Source organism: Bacillus cereus group sp. RP43, from assembly GCF_040459645.1.
Classification (GTDB): domain Bacteria; phylum Bacillota; class Bacilli; order Bacillales; family Bacillaceae_G; genus Bacillus_A; species Bacillus_A mycoides_C.
Window position 1 is genome coordinate 1,324,703 of record NZ_JARVHQ010000001.1, and the last position, 20,224, is coordinate 1,344,926.

Genomic DNA, 20,224 nt, shown 5'->3' on the forward strand with positions numbered 1-20,224 from the left:
TACATATGAAAACTTTAGGATACATATTAATGGAAAATGGTGAAAAAATCGATTTAGAATTTTTCCCAGAAGAGGCACCAAAAACAGTAGAAAACTTTAAAAAATTAGCAGAGCAAGGATTTTATGATGGTGTGACATTCCACCGCGTTATTCCTGGCTTCGTAAGCCAAGGTGGAGACCCAACAGGCACAGGTGCAGGTGGCCCAGGTTACTCTATTCCATGTGAGACTGATGGAAATCCTCATAGACACCTTGTTGGATCACTTTCTATGGCACATGCTGGTCGTAATACAGGTGGTAGCCAATTCTTTGTTGTTCATGAGCCACAACCGCATTTAGATGGCGTACATACTGTATTCGGTAAAGCAACAAGCGGTATTGAAACGGTATTAAACATGCGTCAAGGCGATGTAATGAAAGAAGTTAAAGTTTGGGAAGAATAAGTTATGAGAAAAGAGAGCGATTTTGCTCTCCTTTTTTATTTCCTATAAACAGGAATTGTTATATATTTTAAAGTATATGACACAAATAGGACGGCTACTAACGTTAAATTATATTGTTCACAAGAACACACTTTTAACAAAATACATAGGATGGAGTACGAATTATATGCTTCAATAAATGGATTTCTCTTAACATATTGGTTTTGGTAGAACTACTTTTTTCAAAAGTGGTTAGTAATTAAAATGTGATGAGAAAAGGATTTTCCTTTTAGTTCCTATATAGTATTGTCTCTTTTTTGAGCGGTGTAATAGAAGGAAATAGCGTGGAAACATATATTTGACTTTCTTCTTAACGCTTTGTATGATTATCAAGTTGTTTCAGCCTCTTCTCACTCTGGTAAAAATATTGTAGAATGAATGTGATATGAAAAGAGTGATTGATGGGATAAATAGTTTGTAACTTTTGTAAGAAGGGATAAGGGTTATGTTAATTCGTTTTAAAAAAAGTTATGAAAAAATTGCAATGGGGCTTCTTTCATTTATGCCAACTGAAAAAGATGTAAAAACATTACAATTGACAATGAAAGAATATGAAGCGAAAGAGGATTGGCAATTGTATTTGTGGAAACAAAATGAAGATTTTGTTGGGATAATGGGGATTATAAAAAAAGAAGATCAGGTATTGGAAATTCAGCATTTGAGCGTGAATCCGTCTCACCGACATATGGGGATTGGGACGAAGATGGTTCAAGAGCTTAAGAGTAAATTTCTTGAGTTTACAATTTGCGGAAATGAGCAAACAGCAAGTTTTTGCAAAAAGTGTAAAGAGCTTGAACAAAATATACATTCATGAAAGCAGGGATAAGTAGTTTATTATCTCTGCTTTCTTTTTTGTAGTTGTTCGTGTCGTTCAGAAATGACATCTGTTCGATCACGCAATGTGTGCTTATTTATGATGTATTCACCAGGAATGACGTTTACATCTTTCCAAGAGAGGTTTTGTTTCTTACATAACTGTATGCATTGTTTTTCTAACGATGTGTCTAATAATGGTAAAAATAATGGCGCGAAAATTTCCTTTTTGTGGATAGATTGTAGTCTCTCATTTAATAAGAATATAAGTTGTTTATGATCTATTCCTAATTGATGTAACGGCGCACAGTTCTTTTCTAAAAGTGCTATTGCGCTTTTTATCATCTTCTCTGCACCATTCCAGTTGGATCGTCTGTGATGGTATAAGGAAACAGCAATTTGAATGAGACCGACTAAGTAATTGTCACGTTCTCCTCTAGGTTTTAATTTCCAATACTCTTCTAATATTTCATGACATTCAAAATAATCATGGTCTCCATGAAAATGAATTAAAAATTGTATGTACTCGGTAGGATACATTTTTTTCGCTCCTGTCTAACGGTTCTATGTACAGTGTATCATAGAAATATTAACAATAAGCGACTAGTGAAATATCTCTAGTCGCTTTATTGCTTCCTATTAGCAGAAGCAAGCTGCTCCTACAATGATTAGTAAAATGAACAGTACAACAAGTAATGCGAACCCACCGCTAAAACCGCAATCAACGTGACCCATAGTTTTTGACCTCCTACATTGTTCTTACTACATTGTTATCATATGAAGCGGTGGGCATTATGACATGGGCATAGGTCTATTTTTAATTAAATTTCTTAAAAAGGTTGGATAGAACATGAGGATGCTCTATACTTATGGTGTTATAGAAAAAATGTGGTGGGATGCTTTGTGCAGTATAATTTTAAAGTAGAGGCTTTTGAAGGGCCTTTAGATCTATTGTTACACTTAATAAATCGTTACGAAATTGATATATATAATATTCCTGTAGCGGAAATTACAGAGCAATATCTATCTTATGTCCATACGATGAAAGAATTACAATTAGATGTTGCCAGTGAGTATTTAGTAATGGCTGCAACGTTATTACAAATTAAAAGTAAAATGTTGTTACCGAAACAAGAAGAAGATGTACCTGATAACGGTGAAGACTTTATAGATGATCCTCGTCAAGAATTGATGGAGAGGTTAATTGAATATAAGAAATATAAGCAAGTTGCTACTGAGTTAAAAGAAAGAGAACAAGAAAGAGCACAGCTATATACACGTCCGCCAATTGATTTTACATCATTTCAACAAGAAGAGGAGACAAGCTTACCTCTTGATGTTACGTTATATGATATGTTAGCGGCATTTCAAAAGCTAATGCGTCGTAAAAAAGCAAAAACCCCCGTAACAACGCGAATTACTCGCCAAGAAATACCAATTTCACAGCGAATGACTGATATTCTACAACAGTTAGAAGTAAGAGGCGGTCGTCAAAGCTTTTATGATTTGTTTGCTGATGAAGAACGTGAAATAATGGTTGTAACATTTTTAGCGGTTCTTGAGCTAATGAAAAATCAACAAATCATAATTGAGCAAGAACATAATTTTGATGAAATTTTCGTATCAAGCTCTAATAAATCCGTATAGAGTTGATGTGAAGATGGGATAGAAATATTTTATCTTATGTTAGGTTTTAATGTATCGTTTGGAACGAGAGAAGAAATATTGAACCGAACGCATTTACTGTGATTCGGTTTTTTTATGTGTATTTTTTATGGGAAATAGGAGGAAGGAGTTCGTAAAATGGATAGAAAAGAACAAAAAGCGATTATTGAAGGGCTTTTATTTGTTGCAGGTGACGAAGGGATTTATCCGGAACAGATAGCTAAAGTTCTGGAAGTTGAAGTGGAAGAAGTAATAAACAGTATAGAGGAAATGCAAAAAGAATGCGAAGGATCGAATCGCGGTTTGCAAATTGTACAATATGCAAAAGTGTATCGTTTTGCAACAAAGAAAGAACATGCTTCGTACTATCAAAAATTAATAGATACTCCAACCGCGGCTTCACTTTCTCAAGCAGCTCTTGAAACGTTGGCAATCGTTGCGTACCGTCAACCGATTACAAGGACAGAAATGGAAGAGATTAGAGGTGTGAAAACGGACAAGGCATTACAAACGTTAGTTTCACACTTACTTATAAAAGAAACAGGAAGAGCGGAAGGCCCGGGGCGTCCTATCTTATATGGAACTACGAAAGAATTTTTGGACACGTTTGGATTGAAAACGTTAGATGATTTACCACCTCTTTCGGAAGAAAATGAACAAATGAATGAAGCGGATTTATTCTTTGGTTCTTTACAGGAATTATCAAAATAAAAGCTTAGCATTTTGCTAAGCTTTTTTGTATATCAATTACAGAGCGTGCCATACTAAATGAAAAAAGGAGACGAGTTATGAAAGGTGTACGGAGTATTCTATTGTTGGTTTCTGTTTTATTATGTTTTTCGTTAAACAGCGCATCGGCTAAAAGATATATGACGTCTATTCATACTGCGTCTTCTATACATATGCAGCGGCAACATTTCGGTAAAATGAAAGTGAGTTTTTTAAAAGTTGGACAAGGTGATGCGACACTTATTACATTGCCAAATGGTCAAACGATGTTAATAGATGGGGGCCCTTATGAAGCCGGAGAGGTTATTATTCAAAAACTAATTGAAAAAGGAATTAATCATTTAGATGTGATTGTAAGTACTCATCCGGATATGGACCATATAGGGGGGCTTATTCCAATTGTAGAACAAATGCCGGTTGCACTCGTATTAGATAGTGGAAAAACATATAGTTCATTTACTTATCATACGTATCGGAATAATATTAAAAAAAGGGGTATACCTTTCATTTCAGTGAAGGAAGGACAATATATACCGCTAGATCCACATGTTTCTATACAAGTATTGAACAATGGGAAATCGAAAGACGAGAATAACGAGTCCTCAATTGTGTTAAAGATTCGATATGGTAAAGCGGACTTTTTATTAATGGGTGATGCTGATATACGGACAGAAAATGAAATATTAAAGCAATTTGATGTACATGCAGATGTATTAAAAGTTGGGCATCATGGCTCGTATACTTCAACGAGTGAAACATTCTTAAAAAAAGTAGATCCACAATTCGCTATTCTTTCGTACGGGAGTAGAAATCCGTATGGGCATCCTCATCAAAGTGTAGTAAGACGATTAAAACAGCGTGGTATAATGATATACGGAACAAACAAGCGTACTGTAGAAATAGAAACAGATGGTGAACATATTACTATGGGGGCGAGCGGTCTTATGCCATTACTTAAGTAACTAATTATATAAGAGGGTATTATCCATTTTGGAAAAAATGGATAATATATATTATAATAAAAAAGAAATCAATTTCCTTTTTTTGCTGAAAGAAGAGGAAATTTCATTAGAATGTATAGACAACTACTTGTGTGTATATTAAGATGGAATTAGGCGAATAAGGTAATAATAATAAGTAGGTATTTCATGGGAAAGGATCGATGAAAATGAAAACGCAAGTTGTCATCAATGCCAAAATTTATACAGGTAAAGAAGTAGTGGAAAACGGATTTATTCGTTACGCAGAAACAGTTAAAGAAATTGGTTTGATGGCTCAATATGTATCACAAGAAAATGAAACTGTGTTAGATGTGGCAGGAAAGATTGTGATTCCAGGTATGATTGATGTTCATATTCATGGTGGATACGATATTGATGCGATGGATGCAAATAGCGATGGATTAGTAACTCTTGGTAAAGAAATGTTAAAAGAAGGAGTTACAACGTACTTCCCAACAACAATGACACAAGCTCCAGAAGCGATTGAAGCGGCGCTAAGTGCTGCGAAGGAAGCGAAAGATAAAGGAGCACATTTCGAATATATTCACTTAGAAGGACCATATGTTTCAAAAAAACGTGCGGGTGCACAACCACTAGAACATATTGTTCCTGCGAGTATCGAGCAATTTAAACAATGGCAGGAAGCAAGCGGTAATCTAATTAAATTAGTAACATATGCACCGGAAGAAGAAGGTGCGTTAGAGTTTGAACAGTATCTTGCTGAAACAGGTGTTGTTGGCACAATGGGGCATACAGATGCGATTGATGCACAACTGAAAAATAGAAAAATTACACATGCAACACATTTATACAATCAAATGCGTGGATTACATCATCGTGAACCAGGAGTTGTTGGTCATGTGTTATTAAATCCAGATGTAATGGTTGAAGTAATTACAGATGGTATTCACATTCACCCTGATATGGTGAAATTAGCATATAAATTAAAAGGACCGAAAAAAGTAAGTGTCATTACAGATGCAATGCGTGCAAAAGGTCTTGAAGAAGGATTATATGAGCTTGGCGGACAGCCAGTACATGTAAAAGATGGCAGTGCCCGATTAGAAGATGGAACGTTAGCTGGTAGTATTTTGAAAATGGATCAAGCTTTCCGAAATGTAATTGAATTTACAGGATGTTCAATCGAGGATGCAGTGTTGATGACATCAGTTAACCAAGCAGAAGAGTTTGGATTAAATAATAAAGGCGCGTTAGCGGCAGGTAAAGATGCAGACTTTGTTATTATGACTGAAGAATTACATGTATATGATACGGTTCGTTTAGGAATTCATATGAAGGAAGGGAAGTAATTAGATGAATATTCTTGTTGTAAAAACTCCAGAAGAATTAGCTGAAGCAGGTTATAAGTTAATTAAAGAGGTTGTAAAATCAAAAGAAAATCCAACTTTAGGAATGGCTACAGGAAGCTCTCCATTAGGTATTTATGCAGAAATGCGAAAAAATAAACTTGATACAAGTCATACAACCACTGTAAACTTAGATGAGTACGTAAATTTACCACACGAAGATAAAAACAGCTATCACTATTTCATGCAAGAACAGTTGTTTGATTATCTTCCATTTAAACAAACTTATGTACCTAATGGGATGGCAAGTGATTTAGAGGAAGAGTGCAAGCGTTATGAAGGCATTCTAGTAGCTAACCCAGTTGACTTACAGATTCTTGGAATCGGTGAAAACGGTCACATCGGATTTAATGAGCCAGGAACACCATTTAATTCTCCAACTAATATTGTAGAATTAACAGAATCTACGCGCCAAGCAAACCTTCGCTTCTTTGAAAATGAAGAAGATGTGCCGACTCATGCGATTACAATGGGAATTGGAAGTATTATGAAAGCGAAACAAATTCTACTTGTTGCTATGGGATCTAAAAAGGCAGAAGCTATTAAAGAATTATTGCAAGGTGAATATAGTGAGGCGTGTCCTGCTACAGTTTTACAACGTCATCCGAATGTAACCGTAATCGCAGATCCAGAAGCTCTATCTTTATGCAGTGAGGCGATTGCTGATGAACATCGACAAGTATTCACCATTTCCGATCTATTATCAGATTCAAGAGTGGGTGAAACAGCTAATTGAGGAAGGCGAATGGAAGCCGGGAGATAAAATTCCATCTGAGAATGAACTTTGTGATAAGTTCGAAGTAAGTCGTATGACAATCAGACAGGCGATTAATAACTTAGTGGAACAAGGTTATTTATACCGGAAGCGCGGGATTGGAACGTTCGTCCAACTTCCGAAAGTGGAGCAAAAGTTGCAAGGAATGACGGGATTTACAGAAGATATGATTTCTCGTGGTATGAAACCGAGCAGCCAGTTATTAAGTTTCCGCCTAGTTCCAGCTACTGCTAAAATAGCAGACCGGCTGAAAATACAAGAGGGAGAGTCGGTTTATGAAGTGAGGCGTACTCGCTTAGCTGATGACGAACCGATTGCATTTGAGACGACATATTTGTCGCCAACTCTTGTGAAAGATATTAACGAAGAAATATTGCAACAATCTTTATATGAACATTTAGAGAAAAAACTGGGCTTTAAGCTAGTTCGCGCTACTCAATCAATTGAAGCTTCAATTGCAACGGATAATGAAGCTGAACATCTGCATATTCCTAAAAAGGCGCCTGTACTTGTAATGCGTCAATGGTCATATTCAGAAGGTGAGTTACCGTTAGAGTATGTGAAATGTATTTATCGTGGTGATCGTTACAAGTTTATTACGAACATCGCACGTAACAAGTAATATATTTCAGTTTGTGAAGTACAGTGAACTTTGATGTTTTCAACATGTAAAGAAATAAAAATACGACTCATCCTTATAAGGATTGAGTCGTATTTTTATTTGCTTCTTCATTATAAACAAGTACTTGGTTAACGGCATCTTTGACAGCATCTACTACATAGTGAGCGTGCTCTTTTACCGCGTCATCAGCTTGAGACATAGCAAAACTATGAGGAGTTAAAGAAAACATTGGAATATCATTGTAAGAATCCCCTATGCATGCAACCTCCTCTGGTTGTATTTGAAACTCTTGTAATAAAACAGAAATAGCAGAACCTTTACTAATATTTGGTGGCATTACATCTAAACATTGTTCAGCTGAAATAAAAGTACTAACTTTTCCATGGAATTTTTCATCGATCTTTTTTTGAAGGAGTTGTAAGTTTTCTTTTGTTCCACCGATAGAAATTTTATTTGGAAAAATTGTATCATCGATTTTCTGTAATAAATTTGGTTCTTCAACAGAAGTCATTGTTACTTGTTTTTCGAGTTCATGAATAAAAGGTGTCTTTTCTTCAATATAGTAATTATGCTCATCACTTACATAACGGAAATAAGGGTCTTGATTTGTCATAGCTAGTAAATCAGGAAGAATGCTGGAATCAAAAGTTGCGGACAATAGTTGCTTATTTTCATTTGTGTATACAAACACACCGTTTACACTAATACGATGGAAATTTGTATTTACAGCTTTCATTAGGTCTGCGATTTCATTATCAAGTCGTCCAGAAGCGAAGCAAAGAATAACATTTTGCTCAGCAAGAATGCGAAGTGCCGCAACATCCTGTTCATCAATCAGACCTCCGTGCTGCATCATTGTACCGTCAATATCACTTACAAACATTTTAATCATGTTGCTATCTCCTTTCTATGTACAGTCGCTCTTACATTATACGCATCATATACAAACATGTCTAAAAAATGAATTTTTATCAAATGGTAGATGTTTTACATTGACGACAAAGAAGAATATTCTGTAACATAAAAGTAGGCTATTTAAGTACGAGGGTGGTGTTATATGAGTAATTATCTAGAAATTAAAAAAGTTTTAAATAATAATGTCATCATTGCTAGCCATCCTGAACACGAGGAAGTAGTAGTGATCGGTAAAGGAATTGGATTTGGAAAAAAGGCTGAAGATGTGTTGGAGCAAGAACAAATTGAGAAAATGTTTGTTTTAAAAAATGAACGTGATCGAGAACAATACAAACTTTTAGTGCCACATGTGAGTGAAAAGCTAATTGAATTGATGAATGATATTATGTTATACATTCAAGAAAAAGCGGAGTCTCCATTAAATGAACATATTCATATCGCTTTAACAGATCATATTTCTTTTGCCATTAAAAGGCTGAAACAAGGACTTACAATAGATAATCCTTTTTTAGTTGAAACGAAAATGCTATATCCAGAGGAATATGAAATTGCTGAAGGAGTTGTGAAACTTTTAAATTCTCGTTTGCAAATTACATTGCCAGAAGGAGAAGTTGGCTTTATCGCACTCCATATTTATAGCTCGCTTACAAACTCTGATTTATCTTCTGTTAATCAAAATTCCCGTCTTATTGCACAACTTGTGTCTTTAATTGAGACAAACCTACAAATTACATTAGACCAAGAAAGCATTCATTATTTACGCCTTATTCGCCATTTACAATATGCTATTGAACGGGTGAAAAAAGGAGAAAAAGTAGAAGAAGCACAAAGTTTTGCTGATTTATTAAAATTAGAATATCCAGTTTGTTACAATTTGGCGTGGAAGCTAGTCAAAGTAATGCAGAACGAATTACAACTTCCTGTTTATGAAGCGGAGAGTATTTATTTAACGATGCATTTACAACGATTAGTGAAAGCAGAACATGTGTAAAAAGACATATATTTTTGTCTAAAATGAAAACGTTAAAAAAAATGATTGAATCGCTTACAATAGTTATGTATAATAACTATTGCAAAGTTATACAAAATTCGACAAACACATTAAGGTAAATAACGAAAACGTTTGCTTTAATTATAGTGAACTTATACGTAATCCTATTTTTGACACGTGTTACTGATTCGATCAGGCATGAGTGGAGAAAAGTTGGGAATGTAAGCTAAAGAAAGGGACATACTACCCTTTGTATAGCTATCGTTCTATCTTTTTTTCCTCATGCCTTTTTGGCGTTTGTCGAAAAGTATCAATATAGATAAGAGAGGAAGGGTTTCCATGTTTAAGAAGATCTTTGGTGTTCTTCAAAAAGTCGGAAAAGCGCTTATGCTTCCAGTAGCTATTTTACCGGCAGCAGGTATTTTACTTGGATTTGGTAATGCATTTCAAAATCCACAACTAACAAATGTTATTCCTGCTTTAAAAGCAGATTGGTTCGTAATGGTTGCAAAAATTATGGAACAATCTGGTGATATTATTTTCGCTAACCTTGCGCTATTATTCGCAGTTGGGGTAGCAATCGGTTTAGCTGGTGGAGACGGAGTAGCTGGTTTAGCAGCATTCGTCGGCTACTTAATTATGAACAAAACGATGAGTGTATTCTTAGAAGTAGATAAGTTAGTGAAAGTAACAAGCACTGGAACAGATCCAGTGAAAATTGGATTTTCAGATCCAGCATATGCAAACGTATTAGGAATTCCAACGCTGCAAACAGGAGTGTTTGGTGGTATTATCGTCGGGATAGTAGCGGCATATTGCTATAATAAATACTTCAACATTGAATTACCATCATACTTAGGTTTCTTTGCAGGTAAGCGTTTCGTACCGATCGCAACTGCAACATTCTCTTTAGTAGTAGGTATTATCATGTGCTTCGTTTGGCCATACATTCAGGGTGGCTTAAATACGTTCTCACATCAAATGATTGATGCAAATAGAACGATCGCAGCATTTATATTCGGTTTAATTGAACGTTCATTAATTCCATTTGGATTACATCATATTTTCTATTCACCGTTCTGGTTCGAATTCGGTCAGTATACAAATGCAGCTGGCGAATTAATCCGTGGTGACCAAAAAATCTTTATGGCACAGTTAAAAGATGGCGTAGAATTAACAGCTGGTACATTTACAACTGGTAAGTATCCGTTCATGATGTTCGGTCTTCCAGCAGCAGCTTTAGCAATGTACCATGAAGCACGTCCAGAAAATAAAAAATTAGCAGCTGGTATTTTAGGATCTGCTGCATTAACATCTTTCTTAACAGGTATTACAGAACCGCTTGAATTTTCATTCTTATTCGTAGCACCAGTATTATTCGGAATCCATGCAGTATTCGCTGGTCTATCATTTATGACAATGCAAATTTTAGGTGTTAAAATTGGTATGACATTCTCTGGTGGTTTAATTGACTTCATCTTATTCGGTGTACTACCAGGTCGTACGGCATGGTGGTGGGTAATTATTGTGGGTCTTGTACTAGCAGTTATTTACTACTTCGGATTCCGTTTTGCAATCCGTAAATGGAACTTAAAAACACCTGGTCGTGAAGTAGCGAATGCCAATGAAGGCGCAGGGAAAACAGAAGCAGGAGAACTTCCACGTGAAGTATTAGTAGCACTTGGTGGTAAAGAAAACATTGCTTCGTTAGATGCTTGTATTACTCGTTTACGCGTTCAAGTTAACGAACAAAAAAATGTAAATAAAGACCGCTTAAAAGAGCTTGGAGCAGCTGGTGTACTTGAAGTTGGAAATAACATTCAAGCTATTTTCGGACCGAAATCTGACACATTAAAATCACAAATTCATGATATTATGTCAGGTCGTACACCTCATGTTGAAAAAGAAGAGCCTGTAAAAGTGGAAGAAGTTCCTCAACAAGTTGATGAAAATGAAACAATCGTTTCACCAATTGAAGGGAAAATCTTACCGATTACAGAAGTACCTGACCAAGTATTCTCAGGGAAAATGATGGGAGATGGATTTGCGATTGAGCCAACAGAAGGAACAGTAGTTTCTCCGGTTAATGGTGAGATTGTAAATGTATTCCCTACAAAACATGCGATTGGTATTCAGTCTGAAGGTGGAAAAGAAATTTTAATCCACTTCGGTATTGATACTGTAAAATTAAATGGTGAAGGCTTTGAAGCGCTTGTAGCACAAGGTGATAAAGTGAAGCAAGGACAACCATTATTAAAAGTAGATCTTGCATTTATAAAAGAAAATGCACCATCTATTATTACACCAATCGTCTTTACGAATTTACAACAAGGACAACAAGTCGAATTGAAAAAAGATGGAAATGTTAAGAAGGGCGAAAACGCTATTATTGACATTCAGTAGGAATTTGACGCAAAATGTTTATAATTATAATAGGCGATGTGGTTGACCGAACATCGCCTATTATATACAATAGATGATGTAGTACTCACGTCTATACAACTAAAAAAATACTGTATTTAAAGGAGATAAATTATCATGGAAAAAATCTTTAAAGTAACTAGCGACTCAGGAATTCATGCTCGTCCAGCAACTCTACTTGTAAACACTGCAAGCAAATTTGGTTCTGACATTAACTTAGAGTATAACGGAAAAAACGTTAACTTAAAATCAATCATGGGTGTTATGTCTTTAGGAATTCAACAAGGCGCAGAAATTAAGGTCACTGCAAATGGTGATGATGCAGCTCAAGCACTAGCAGCTATCGAAGAAACTATGAAAAACGAAGGATTAGGAGAATAATGACTCTTAATATCCAAGGGATCGCTGCATCAAGTGGGATTGCTATTGCAAAGGCTTTCAGACTTGAGAATCCTGAATTTAACATTGAAAAGAAATCAATTACAAACGAAGCTGCTGAAATTGCACGCTTAGACGCTGCGCTTGAGAAAGCAAAATCTGAACTAGAAGCTATTAAGGACCACGCTTTTGCTGAGCTAGGTGCTGATAAAGCTGCTATCTTTGAAGCACATTTATTAGTATTAAATGATCCGGAATTAGTAAATCCAGTAAAAGATAAAGTAAATAGCGAAAAAGTAAATGCTGAATTTGCAATGGATGAAGTTGCATCAATGTTTATTTCTATGTTTGAAAACATGGATAACGAATACATGAAAGAACGTGCTGCGGATATTCGCGACGTAACAAAACGTGTTCTTGCGCATTTACTAGGAATTAACTTCTCAAACCCTGGTACAATTTCTGAAGAAGTAATCATCATTGCTGAAGATTTAACACCATCTGATACAGCTCAGTTAAACCGTAAGTATGCAAAAGGTTTCACAACTGATATCGGTGGACGTACATCTCACTCTGCAATTATGGCTCGTTCTATGGAAATTCCAGCTGTTGTTGGTACGAAGGTTGTTATGGAGAAAATCCAAAACGGCGATATCGTAATCATTGACGGTTTAGATGGAGAAGTAATTGTAAACCCATCTGAAGAAACTCTTCGTTCTTTTGAAGAAAAGAAAGCGAAATTTGAAGAGCAAAAAGCTGTATGGGCAAAATTAAAAGACCAAGCAACTGTAACAAGTGATGGACATCACGTTGAGCTTGTTGCTAATATCGGAACACCAAATGATGTACAAGGTATTATCGATAATGGCGGAGAAGGCGTTGGTTTATACCGTACAGAATTCTTATACATGGGCCGTGACAATCTTCCAACAGAAGAAGAGCAGTTCGAAGCGTATAAAGCAGTTCTTGAAGGTGTAAAAGAAGATCAACCAGTCGTTGTTCGTACACTTGACATCGGTGGAGATAAAGAGCTTCCATACTTACATTTACCAAAAGAAATGAACCCATTCTTAGGATACCGTGCAATTCGCTTATGTCTTGATGAGCAAGATGTGTTCCGTACACAACTTCGTGCATTACTTCGTGCTAGCGTATACGGTAACTTAAAAATTATGTTCCCAATGATTGCAACTCTTGATGAGTTCCGTCAAGCGAAAGCAATCTTATTAGAAGAGAAAGAAAGACTTGTTCAAGCGGGTACAACTGTTTCTGATTCTATTGAAGTTGGTATGATGGTTGAAATTCCAGCTTCAGCAGTATTAGCAGATCAGTTCGCAAAAGAAGTTGATTTCTTCTCTATCGGAACAAATGACTTAATCCAATACACAATGGCTGCAGACCGTATGAACGAACAAGTAGCTTACTTATACCAACCATATAACCCATCTATTTTACGTCTTGTAAAAATGGTTATCGATGCTGCTCATAAAGAGGGCAAATGGGCTGGTATGTGTGGTGAGATGGCGGGAGATTCACTTGCTATCCCATTATTATTAGGCCTAGGTTTAGATGAGTTCAGTATGAGTGCAACATCTATTCTTCCTGCAAGAACACAACTAAGCAAGTTGTCAAAAGCAGAAATGGAAACATTAGCAGAAAAAGCATTAACAATGTCAACTGCTGAAGAAGTTGTTGAATTAGTTAAAAGCATATAATAGTAAAAAACCTGAGTCGATTTGAAATCGGTCTCAGGTTTTTTCTATGAGAAAAGTAAATCTTATTTTGCGGCTATTGAGGATAAAGAACAGAATTAGATAGCGATTGCAACGATATCAGTTGGGCATACACGTAAAATACCAGTAAAAGTATTTCGATTTTGATTGTTCTTATCGTCGTTATTGTTATTTTTGTCATCTTTGTTATTACGAGCTAAAGCAGAGAAAAGAGCAACACCGTTAGCGAAACCTTCAAAAATTACATTGTTGAATGTTCCGTTACCTCTAATGCTTAAAAGAGAAAGCTCTGTTCCAACTGAAATGCTAGCAAGTACGTTACATACAGCTGTTTGTTGTGGTTTTACTTCTCTCTCTCTCTCTTTCTCGCGATGTTCGCGATGGTCACACTCTCTTTCACGATGATGACAGTCTCTAAAGTTATCACAGCATCCAAATGATCCAAACATAATCCTCATCACCCCCTTCACACTTATAATCTATGTAAGTTCGGTAGTTAGTGACTGGACAGATAATGGAAATTTTTCTAGGGGATTTTCTCATTTTAAATGACTAGATGGGTATTTAGTATGGAATGATGTTTAAAATAGGGGAAATGTCACAAAAAAATGTAAAGACCACCGAAATGAATGAAATAGGTAGCCTTTACACTTTTTTGCTTTTATATAAAACGATGATATATACAGGAAGAGCTAAGAGTAGTGGTGCAATGGATCGCGCAGTATGTTTTTCTGCTTCTAATTGTAACGCTTCTTCTTTTGGGAATTGTAACACTGATATGTTTGCAGCATCGCCAATAAAATATAGCAGTAGTACAGTTACTATGTAACTTAAAAGTGCGATAAAGCTTCCGTATGAACTCAATGAAAATCCCTCTCTTGTTATCTATTTGTTATTATTGTATCACGATTGTAACAAAAACACACGGTTATATTTCAACGCTTTAACAAATTTCGACACAAAACGCCATATTTATTTATGGTGATAGCATAAATATTACAATTTTTCTATGTGTAGATGTCGAATAATACAGTGTAATATTACGGATGTGTGACAGAATATAAAAAAACGAAGGTAATGAAATTACCTTCGTTTTTTATTATTTTGCCCATTCACTTACTTGTTCTACGCTCATGCGCGGTGCAGGGTGACCTTTTAAAGTTGATTCACCAATTGTAATAAGCATAATTGGTACGTAACGAGATGAAACATTAAATTCTTCCATTAGTGCTTGTGGGTTGAAACCACCAATTGCGCAAGTATCCCAGCCAGTTGCTTTAGCAGCAAGCATAAGTTGCATTGCTGCTAAAGCAGCATTTGAAAAGGCAGCATCTCGTGGGTATTGCTCACGAGTATATGCAGATTCAATATTTTTAGCTAAGCGCTCTTTTGCTTCTTCTTTCATAAATCCTTGTTCTACAATTGGACCGTAAACAGGTTCAACATTTTTATATGCCTCTAAATCACCTAAAATAGCGACTACGGCAGAAGCATCAAGAATTTGTTGTTGGTTATAAGCAATTGGGTGTAATCGTTTTTGCACGTCTGCGCCTTGGAACACAAGGAATTTCCAGTGTTGCAAGTTCCAAGCAGAAGGTGCTTGAGCAGCTGCTTTTAAAATTTCGTGTAATTCTGTAGATGAAATTTCTTTTTCAGGGTTGAATGCACGTGTAGATGTGCGTTCATATAAAACGTTAAAAAAGTCACTGTTTGTCATTATATATCCTCCAAATTACATATCAAGTTAATTTAAAATACATGTAATATATTCTACTTACATTTTGTAAGTTATTGAATTTAAGAATATAATAACTTTATTTTAATTGTCAAGTTTTAAGTAATAAGGAGGGCATTCATACAAACGATACAATTTATATAATCATACACTAAAAAAGGAGTTTCCAGAGTCGATAAGCGAAGATAACATTCTCAATTAGCTTGTTAATATGTATCCCTCACTAATCGAATTTTTTTGAGAACAATCTTTTATAAAATGATTGTGAGGAATTCAGTAAAACAAGATATATGAAGTGAGTGAAGACTAGTGATGAACATACTACATTTTTTATTAGAGAATACTGTTTTCCAAAATGTATTACAAGATCTTCAGTTGAATGTCCTTTATATAGAAGATGGATGTACACATCAACAAACGATAGAAAATGTCCATCCAAAATGTATGTTTATAGCAAATAGTTTTGAAGAAGGAGAAATATTGTTTCATAGAACTAAACCACATATTGTAATTATGTATGTAACAGATGTTGATCAAATAAAATATATAAAGAATATATATGATTCACGGAGTACATTCATTATCATTTGGGATCAACAGATAAACAGTGAGTTTGCAGATTTACTCATGTTAGGAATACGTAATATTGTTATAGCGCCAGTAACCCCACAAGTGGTACTAGAGGAAGTGAATAAGAGTTTATATCAAATTTCTTTAGTGCGGCAAGTAGGTTTACAACAAGAATTGCTTCAAACGATGTTTGATTTTCAAAATGATTTATTATTTATAGTAGAAGATGATGAGATTGTTGATTGTAATACGAATTTTTTACAATTCTTCGGATATGATAATTTATTTACGTATCGTGAACAACATTTAGTGTTTGCAGAACATCTTATTAGAGAGAACGGATATTATGCGACGAATCACGATATAACATGGTTGGATGATACTTTATCAAATGGAAGAAGAATTAAAATGTACAATTATGAAGGAGAAGAGTTTACTTTTCTATTACGTGCGACACCTTTACCAGAAGACTTATCACGATTTATAGTAAAATGTACAGAGATTACAGAATTAGATGAAATCTATCAAGAGCAAGAAAGACTTGCAATGATAGATTCATTGACAGAAATATATAATCGTTTGAAATTCCAACAAATATTGGAGAAAGAGTGGGAGAATGTAATACGTAACGATGAAAAAATAGCACTTATTTTGTTTGATATAGATAATTTTAAATCAGTAAATGACACATATGGTCATGATTTTGGCGATTTAGCATTAGTACAACTTGCAGATCTTATGAAATCTAAAGTTGAAAATCAACATATATTTGCAAGGTGGGGAGGAGAGGAATTTATAATATTAGTGACAAATACGGTAGAAAAAGAAGCGTTTCAAGTTGCGGAGTCATTACGATTTTTTATTGAAACAAAGCAATTCTCTGGAATTTCGAAATTAACAGCGAGTTTTGGAGTTGCGTTATATGAGCAAGGAATTACTAAAGAGGAATTAATGCAAAGAGCGGATATTGCATTATATGAAGCAAAAAAAAATGGGAAAAATCAAGTATGTATATATAGAAAGGAAAAAATGTGATTTTTCGCAACAAATTGTTGCGATTTTTTTTTATTGCCTGATAATAGAATATGGGGGACCATTCTTCACGAAGTAATTATGGAGGAACAATATGAAAAAAAAGATAATGATTATGGCTTCACTGTCTGCTGTAGTTTGCGGCGGAGTATACTATTTTCTCTATAGTCCCGATCTAAAGGAACAAGCAGTATTAACAACAAAGGTAACTCCCGCTATTGAGTCAGAGGTACAGGATAATATAGAAGAAGTACAAAAAATTGATTATGCTAGTATATCTCAAAAGTTAGATCAATATTTAGTAGGAAAGCAATTTAATGGGACAGTTTTGGTGACAGATAAAGAACATGTTATATTGAATAAAGGATATGGATATGCTGATGTTCAAAATAAAATAGAAAATACGCCTCAAACAAAATATCGTATCGGTTCTATTACGAAAACAGTTGTTGCTACATCCATTTTACAGTTACAAGAACAAGGGAAGTTAAATATCCAAGATAATGTAAATAAATACATTCCTTCATTTCCAGCAGATAAAAACATCACGTTATATCACTTATTAACGCATACATCTGGTTTGCCGGAAAATGGAAAAGGGAAGGTTAATGTGGCTTCACGTATCAATTTAATAAATTGGATTGGAAGTCAAAAGTTAGATTTTCCACCAGGAACAGGTTGGAAGTATACGGATTATAATTATATGGTGCTCGCTTATATTATAGAAAATATAACGAAAAAGCCTTTAGGAGATTATATAAAAGAAAATATATTTACAAAGGCAGAGATGCATGAATCAGGTATGGGAAATATGGTGCCTGGAGATAAAAACTTCACGAAGGGTTATGTGAAGAAAGATCAAGAACTTGTACCAGCGCAAAAATTAGGGATGGACTGGTTATATGGATCGGGTGAGATGTATACGACAGTAGGGGATATGAAAAAATTAGATGAAGCGATTATAAATGGAAAGCTTCTTTCTGAACAAAGTATACAAGCGATGTTTACACCTTCACAAGAAAAAAAATATGCATTTAGCTTTTACATATATCCAGATTATTTCCATAACCATGGTGTACTATCTGGCTGGAATACGTTTAATAATTTCAATAAAGAAAAAGGAACGTTTGTTATTTTATTCTCAAATGTGAAGAATGGTTTGGATGATGATTTTAATAAGGAATTTCGAAAGATGGTAAATGATTTATTAGAACAAAGGGGATGAGAAGATGGAGAATAAAAATTTATCAATAGGTTTCATTGGTATTGGTGTGATGGGAAAAAGTATGGTTAACCATTTAATGCAAAGTGGTTATAAAGTATATGTATATAATAGAACGAAAGAAAAAGCGGATTCTTTAGTGCAAGAGGGTGCGACTTGGTGTGATACACCGAAAGTGTTAGTAAAGCAAGTTGATGTTGTTATGACGATGGTTGGTTATCCTCATGATGTAGAAGAAGTGTACTTTGGGATAGATGGAATTTTAGAACATGCAAATGAAGGTACGATAGCAATTGATTTTACGACATCTACACCAACATTGGCAAAACGTATTAATGAAGCTGGAAAAAGTAAGAGTGTATATACGCTAGATGCACCTGTATCTGGAGGAGATGTTGGCGCTAAAGAAGCAAGACTCGCAATTATGGTCGGTGGAGAGAACGAAATATATGATAAATGTTTACCGTTATTTGAAAAGCTAGGAACAAATATTCAGCTGCAAGGACCAGCAGGGAGTGGACAACATACAAAAATGTGTAATCAAATTGCGATTGCTTCCAACATGATTGGAGTATGTGAAGCTGTTGCTTATGCGAAAAAGGCTGGACTTAATGCAGATAAAGTATTAGAGAGTATTTCGACAGGAGCAGCAGGTAGCTGGTCATTAAGTAATTTAGCTCCTCGAATGTTAAAAGGAGATTTTGAACCTGGTTTTTATGTAAAGCATTTTATGAAAGATATGAAGATTGCTTTAGATGAAGCTGAAAAACTACAATTACCGGTACCGGGTTTAACCTTAGCGAGGGAATTGTATGAAGAACTAATCGCAGATGGAGAAGAGAATAGCGGAACACAAGTATTATACAAAAAGTATATAAGGGGGTAAATGAGATGGATCTCCAAAAGTTTGATGAGATGATTGATGCTGTGCAGCAATCAACTTGTGTACAGATTAATGATAAGCAAAAAGAAGCATTTAAACAAAAATACGATTTTGAGCCAAGTTTTGAATATGGACGAGATGAGAAAGGGCATTATGTTATCCGAACTTCGAAAAAGATGTTAGAGGAAATGGAGTTTTATTTGGCATTGAAATATGATCGAGATGGAATTGCCCTTTATATGCATGCTGAGATTGAAGGGACATGTCACGTATCCGTTAGCTATAGTGAAGATGCACTTCATTTGCAAGAATTGTTTCAATTTCTAGAAGAAAATAAATAAAAAGTCCTCATTTGAGGACTTTTTATTTAGGCAGGCATAATATTTAAGTTGGATAATTTATAGGCTGGAAGCTCGGCGGCATCGTTCAATTGGGAATGGAATAACTTGTGCAATGTGATTAGGACCAAACTGTTTCGCGCGAGCATGGCGTACTATATAAAATGCGCACAGGATAGCAACAGGAATAGCACCGTACAAACCAAAAAATAAAGCGCTTACACAAGATGCGACAAAACCTAAAACACCAACTTCTAATTCTTCCATAATAGCTCCTAAAATGACAGGAATAGCTCCACATGAAACTCCTAGTATAAGTGCGATAAGTAAACTCATGATTATCCCCCTCTGCTTGCAATATTCTTTTCCTTCTTATTATTTGTAGTATATCATACACAAAACAGAATTTTCAGAAAAAATTCAAAAAAAGTTCAATAAATGTTCAAAAAGTGTTCCGAAATATACTTGATAAAATGGAAGTGTGATTTGAATAAACGAAAGGGACAAATTATTTTAGTAAATAAAAAATCAGGCTTACTTCAATGTTATGAA

Annotated in this window: 23 protein-coding genes; 16 read left to right on the forward strand and 7 right to left on the reverse strand. The window is 35.1% G+C overall.

The annotated features are described in order from the left end of the window. Nucleotides 1-5 precede the first annotated feature (5 nt). Both QCI75_RS07030 and ribT read left to right on the forward strand, forming a co-directional pair. Entirely contained in the window at nucleotides 6-443 is a 438-nt protein-coding gene (locus tag QCI75_RS07030; RefSeq protein ID WP_000853785.1) for a peptidylprolyl isomerase, read from the forward strand. A 484-nt stretch (nucleotides 444-927) separates the two neighbouring features. Next, nucleotides 928-1,296, forward strand: a complete 369-nt coding sequence (ribT, locus tag QCI75_RS07035) for a GNAT family N-acetyltransferase RibT (protein ID WP_000908403.1) — start codon at nucleotides 928-930, stop codon at nucleotides 1,294-1,296. Nucleotides 1,297-1,316: 20 nt separating this feature from the next. On the opposite strand, the gene QCI75_RS07040 is transcribed toward ribT, so the two are convergent. Then, complete coding sequence (locus QCI75_RS07040; protein ID WP_144504359.1) at nucleotides 1,317-1,835, reverse strand: DUF309 domain-containing protein; 519 nt, start codon at nucleotides 1,833-1,835, stop codon at nucleotides 1,317-1,319. A 99-nt stretch (nucleotides 1,836-1,934) separates the two neighbouring features. Next, a complete protein-coding gene (locus QCI75_RS07045) occupies nucleotides 1,935-2,030 on the reverse strand; it encodes a YjcZ family sporulation protein (protein ID WP_000510194.1) in 96 nt (31 codons plus the stop codon). Nucleotides 2,031-2,198: 168 nt separating this feature from the next. Between QCI75_RS07045 and QCI75_RS07050 the strand changes: the two genes are divergently transcribed. The 6 genes from QCI75_RS07050 (at nucleotide 2,199) to phnF (ending at nucleotide 7,454) form a co-directional block, all read left to right on the forward strand. After that, nucleotides 2,199-2,942: a segregation/condensation protein A gene (locus QCI75_RS07050; protein WP_144504357.1), complete on the forward strand. Its 744-nt coding sequence runs from the start codon at nucleotides 2,199-2,201 to the stop codon at nucleotides 2,940-2,942. A gap of 156 nt (nucleotides 2,943-3,098) precedes the next feature. Next, nucleotides 3,099-3,671, forward strand: a complete 573-nt coding sequence (gene scpB / locus QCI75_RS07055; protein WP_002014908.1) for an SMC-Scp complex subunit ScpB — start codon at nucleotides 3,099-3,101, stop codon at nucleotides 3,669-3,671. A 77-nt stretch (nucleotides 3,672-3,748) separates the two neighbouring features. Beyond that, nucleotides 3,749-4,651 carry a ComEC/Rec2 family competence protein gene (locus QCI75_RS07060; protein WP_353760140.1) on the forward strand — a complete coding sequence of 301 codons (903 nt, stop codon included), beginning with the start codon at nucleotides 3,749-3,751 and terminating at the stop codon, nucleotides 4,649-4,651. A gap of 206 nt (nucleotides 4,652-4,857) precedes the next feature. Beyond that, nucleotides 4,858-6,000: an N-acetylglucosamine-6-phosphate deacetylase gene (gene nagA / locus QCI75_RS07065; RefSeq protein ID WP_353761498.1), complete on the forward strand. Its 1,143-nt coding sequence runs from the start codon at nucleotides 4,858-4,860 to the stop codon at nucleotides 5,998-6,000. Between the two features lie 4 nt (nucleotides 6,001-6,004). Continuing rightward, the gene (gene nagB / locus QCI75_RS07070; protein WP_144504353.1) at nucleotides 6,005-6,793 is read left to right on the forward strand and encodes a glucosamine-6-phosphate deaminase; all 789 of its coding nucleotides are present in this window, start codon (nucleotides 6,005-6,007) and stop codon (nucleotides 6,791-6,793) included. Then, complete coding sequence (gene phnF, locus QCI75_RS07075) at nucleotides 6,723-7,454, forward strand: phosphonate metabolism transcriptional regulator PhnF (RefSeq protein ID WP_098776640.1); 732 nt, start codon at nucleotides 6,723-6,725, stop codon at nucleotides 7,452-7,454. The genes nagB and phnF overlap by 71 nt, the downstream gene beginning before the upstream one ends. Before the next feature lie 73 nt (nucleotides 7,455-7,527). On the opposite strand, the gene QCI75_RS07080 is transcribed toward phnF, so the two are convergent. Then, nucleotides 7,528-8,346 (reverse strand): HAD family hydrolase, encoded by an 819-nt coding sequence (locus QCI75_RS07080; protein WP_353760141.1) that lies wholly within the window; start codon nucleotides 8,344-8,346, stop codon nucleotides 7,528-7,530. A 165-nt stretch (nucleotides 8,347-8,511) separates the two neighbouring features. On the opposite strand from QCI75_RS07080, the gene glcT reads away from it, so the two are divergent. The 4 genes from glcT to ptsP all read left to right on the forward strand — a co-directional run bounded on the left by glcT (nucleotide 8,512) and on the right by ptsP (nucleotide 13,874). Beyond that, a complete protein-coding gene (gene glcT / locus QCI75_RS07085; protein WP_002033914.1) occupies nucleotides 8,512-9,360 on the forward strand; it encodes a glucose PTS transporter transcription antiterminator GlcT in 849 nt (282 codons plus the stop codon). A 339-nt stretch (nucleotides 9,361-9,699) separates the two neighbouring features. Beyond that, nucleotides 9,700-11,763, forward strand: coding sequence for a PTS glucose transporter subunit IIABC (gene ptsG, locus QCI75_RS07090; RefSeq protein WP_353760142.1), 2,064 nt, complete (start codon nucleotides 9,700-9,702; stop codon nucleotides 11,761-11,763). Nucleotides 11,764-11,898: 135 nt separating this feature from the next. Next, the gene (gene ptsH, locus QCI75_RS07095) at nucleotides 11,899-12,162 is read left to right on the forward strand and encodes a phosphocarrier protein HPr (protein WP_002033915.1); all 264 of its coding nucleotides are present in this window, start codon (nucleotides 11,899-11,901) and stop codon (nucleotides 12,160-12,162) included. Beyond that, the gene (gene ptsP, locus QCI75_RS07100; protein WP_144504347.1) at nucleotides 12,162-13,874 is read left to right on the forward strand and encodes a phosphoenolpyruvate--protein phosphotransferase; all 1,713 of its coding nucleotides are present in this window, start codon (nucleotides 12,162-12,164) and stop codon (nucleotides 13,872-13,874) included. The genes ptsH and ptsP overlap by 1 nt, the downstream gene beginning before the upstream one ends. A 95-nt stretch (nucleotides 13,875-13,969) precedes the next feature. Here ptsP and QCI75_RS07105 read toward each other — a convergent pair whose 3' ends face one another. The 3 genes from QCI75_RS07105 to QCI75_RS07115 form a co-directional block, all read right to left on the reverse strand. Continuing rightward, entirely contained in the window at nucleotides 13,970-14,341 is a 372-nt protein-coding gene (locus QCI75_RS07105) for a DUF3915 domain-containing protein (RefSeq protein ID WP_144504345.1), read from the reverse strand. 196 nt (nucleotides 14,342-14,537) lie between these two features. Then, nucleotides 14,538-14,756: a hypothetical protein gene (locus QCI75_RS07110; protein WP_002088422.1), complete on the reverse strand. Its 219-nt coding sequence runs from the start codon at nucleotides 14,754-14,756 to the stop codon at nucleotides 14,538-14,540. A gap of 235 nt (nucleotides 14,757-14,991) precedes the next feature. Beyond that, nucleotides 14,992-15,609: a nitroreductase family protein gene (locus tag QCI75_RS07115; RefSeq protein ID WP_144504340.1), complete on the reverse strand. Its 618-nt coding sequence runs from the start codon at nucleotides 15,607-15,609 to the stop codon at nucleotides 14,992-14,994. Between the two features lie 330 nt (nucleotides 15,610-15,939). Between QCI75_RS07115 and QCI75_RS07120 the strand changes: the two genes are divergently transcribed. From QCI75_RS07120 to QCI75_RS07135, 4 genes are all read left to right on the forward strand, one after another. After that, a complete protein-coding gene (locus QCI75_RS07120; protein ID WP_144504338.1) occupies nucleotides 15,940-17,232 on the forward strand; it encodes a GGDEF domain-containing protein in 1,293 nt (430 codons plus the stop codon). Between the two features lie 91 nt (nucleotides 17,233-17,323). After that, on the forward strand, nucleotides 17,324-18,454 hold the full coding sequence (locus QCI75_RS07125; RefSeq protein WP_144504335.1) for a serine hydrolase domain-containing protein: 1,131 nt from the start codon (nucleotides 17,324-17,326) through the stop codon (nucleotides 18,452-18,454). 4 nt (nucleotides 18,455-18,458) lie between these two features. Continuing rightward, nucleotides 18,459-19,337 (forward strand): NAD(P)-dependent oxidoreductase, encoded by an 879-nt coding sequence (locus QCI75_RS07130; protein WP_144504333.1) that lies wholly within the window; start codon nucleotides 18,459-18,461, stop codon nucleotides 19,335-19,337. 5 nt (nucleotides 19,338-19,342) lie between these two features. Continuing rightward, a complete protein-coding gene (locus tag QCI75_RS07135; protein ID WP_000365603.1) occupies nucleotides 19,343-19,675 on the forward strand; it encodes a DUF3909 family protein in 333 nt (110 codons plus the stop codon). Nucleotides 19,676-19,732: 57 nt separating this feature from the next. Here QCI75_RS07135 and QCI75_RS07140 read toward each other — a convergent pair whose 3' ends face one another. Further along, nucleotides 19,733-20,008: a hypothetical protein gene (locus QCI75_RS07140; RefSeq protein ID WP_128853537.1), complete on the reverse strand. Its 276-nt coding sequence runs from the start codon at nucleotides 20,006-20,008 to the stop codon at nucleotides 19,733-19,735. Between the last annotated feature and the right edge of the window lie 216 nt (nucleotides 20,009-20,224).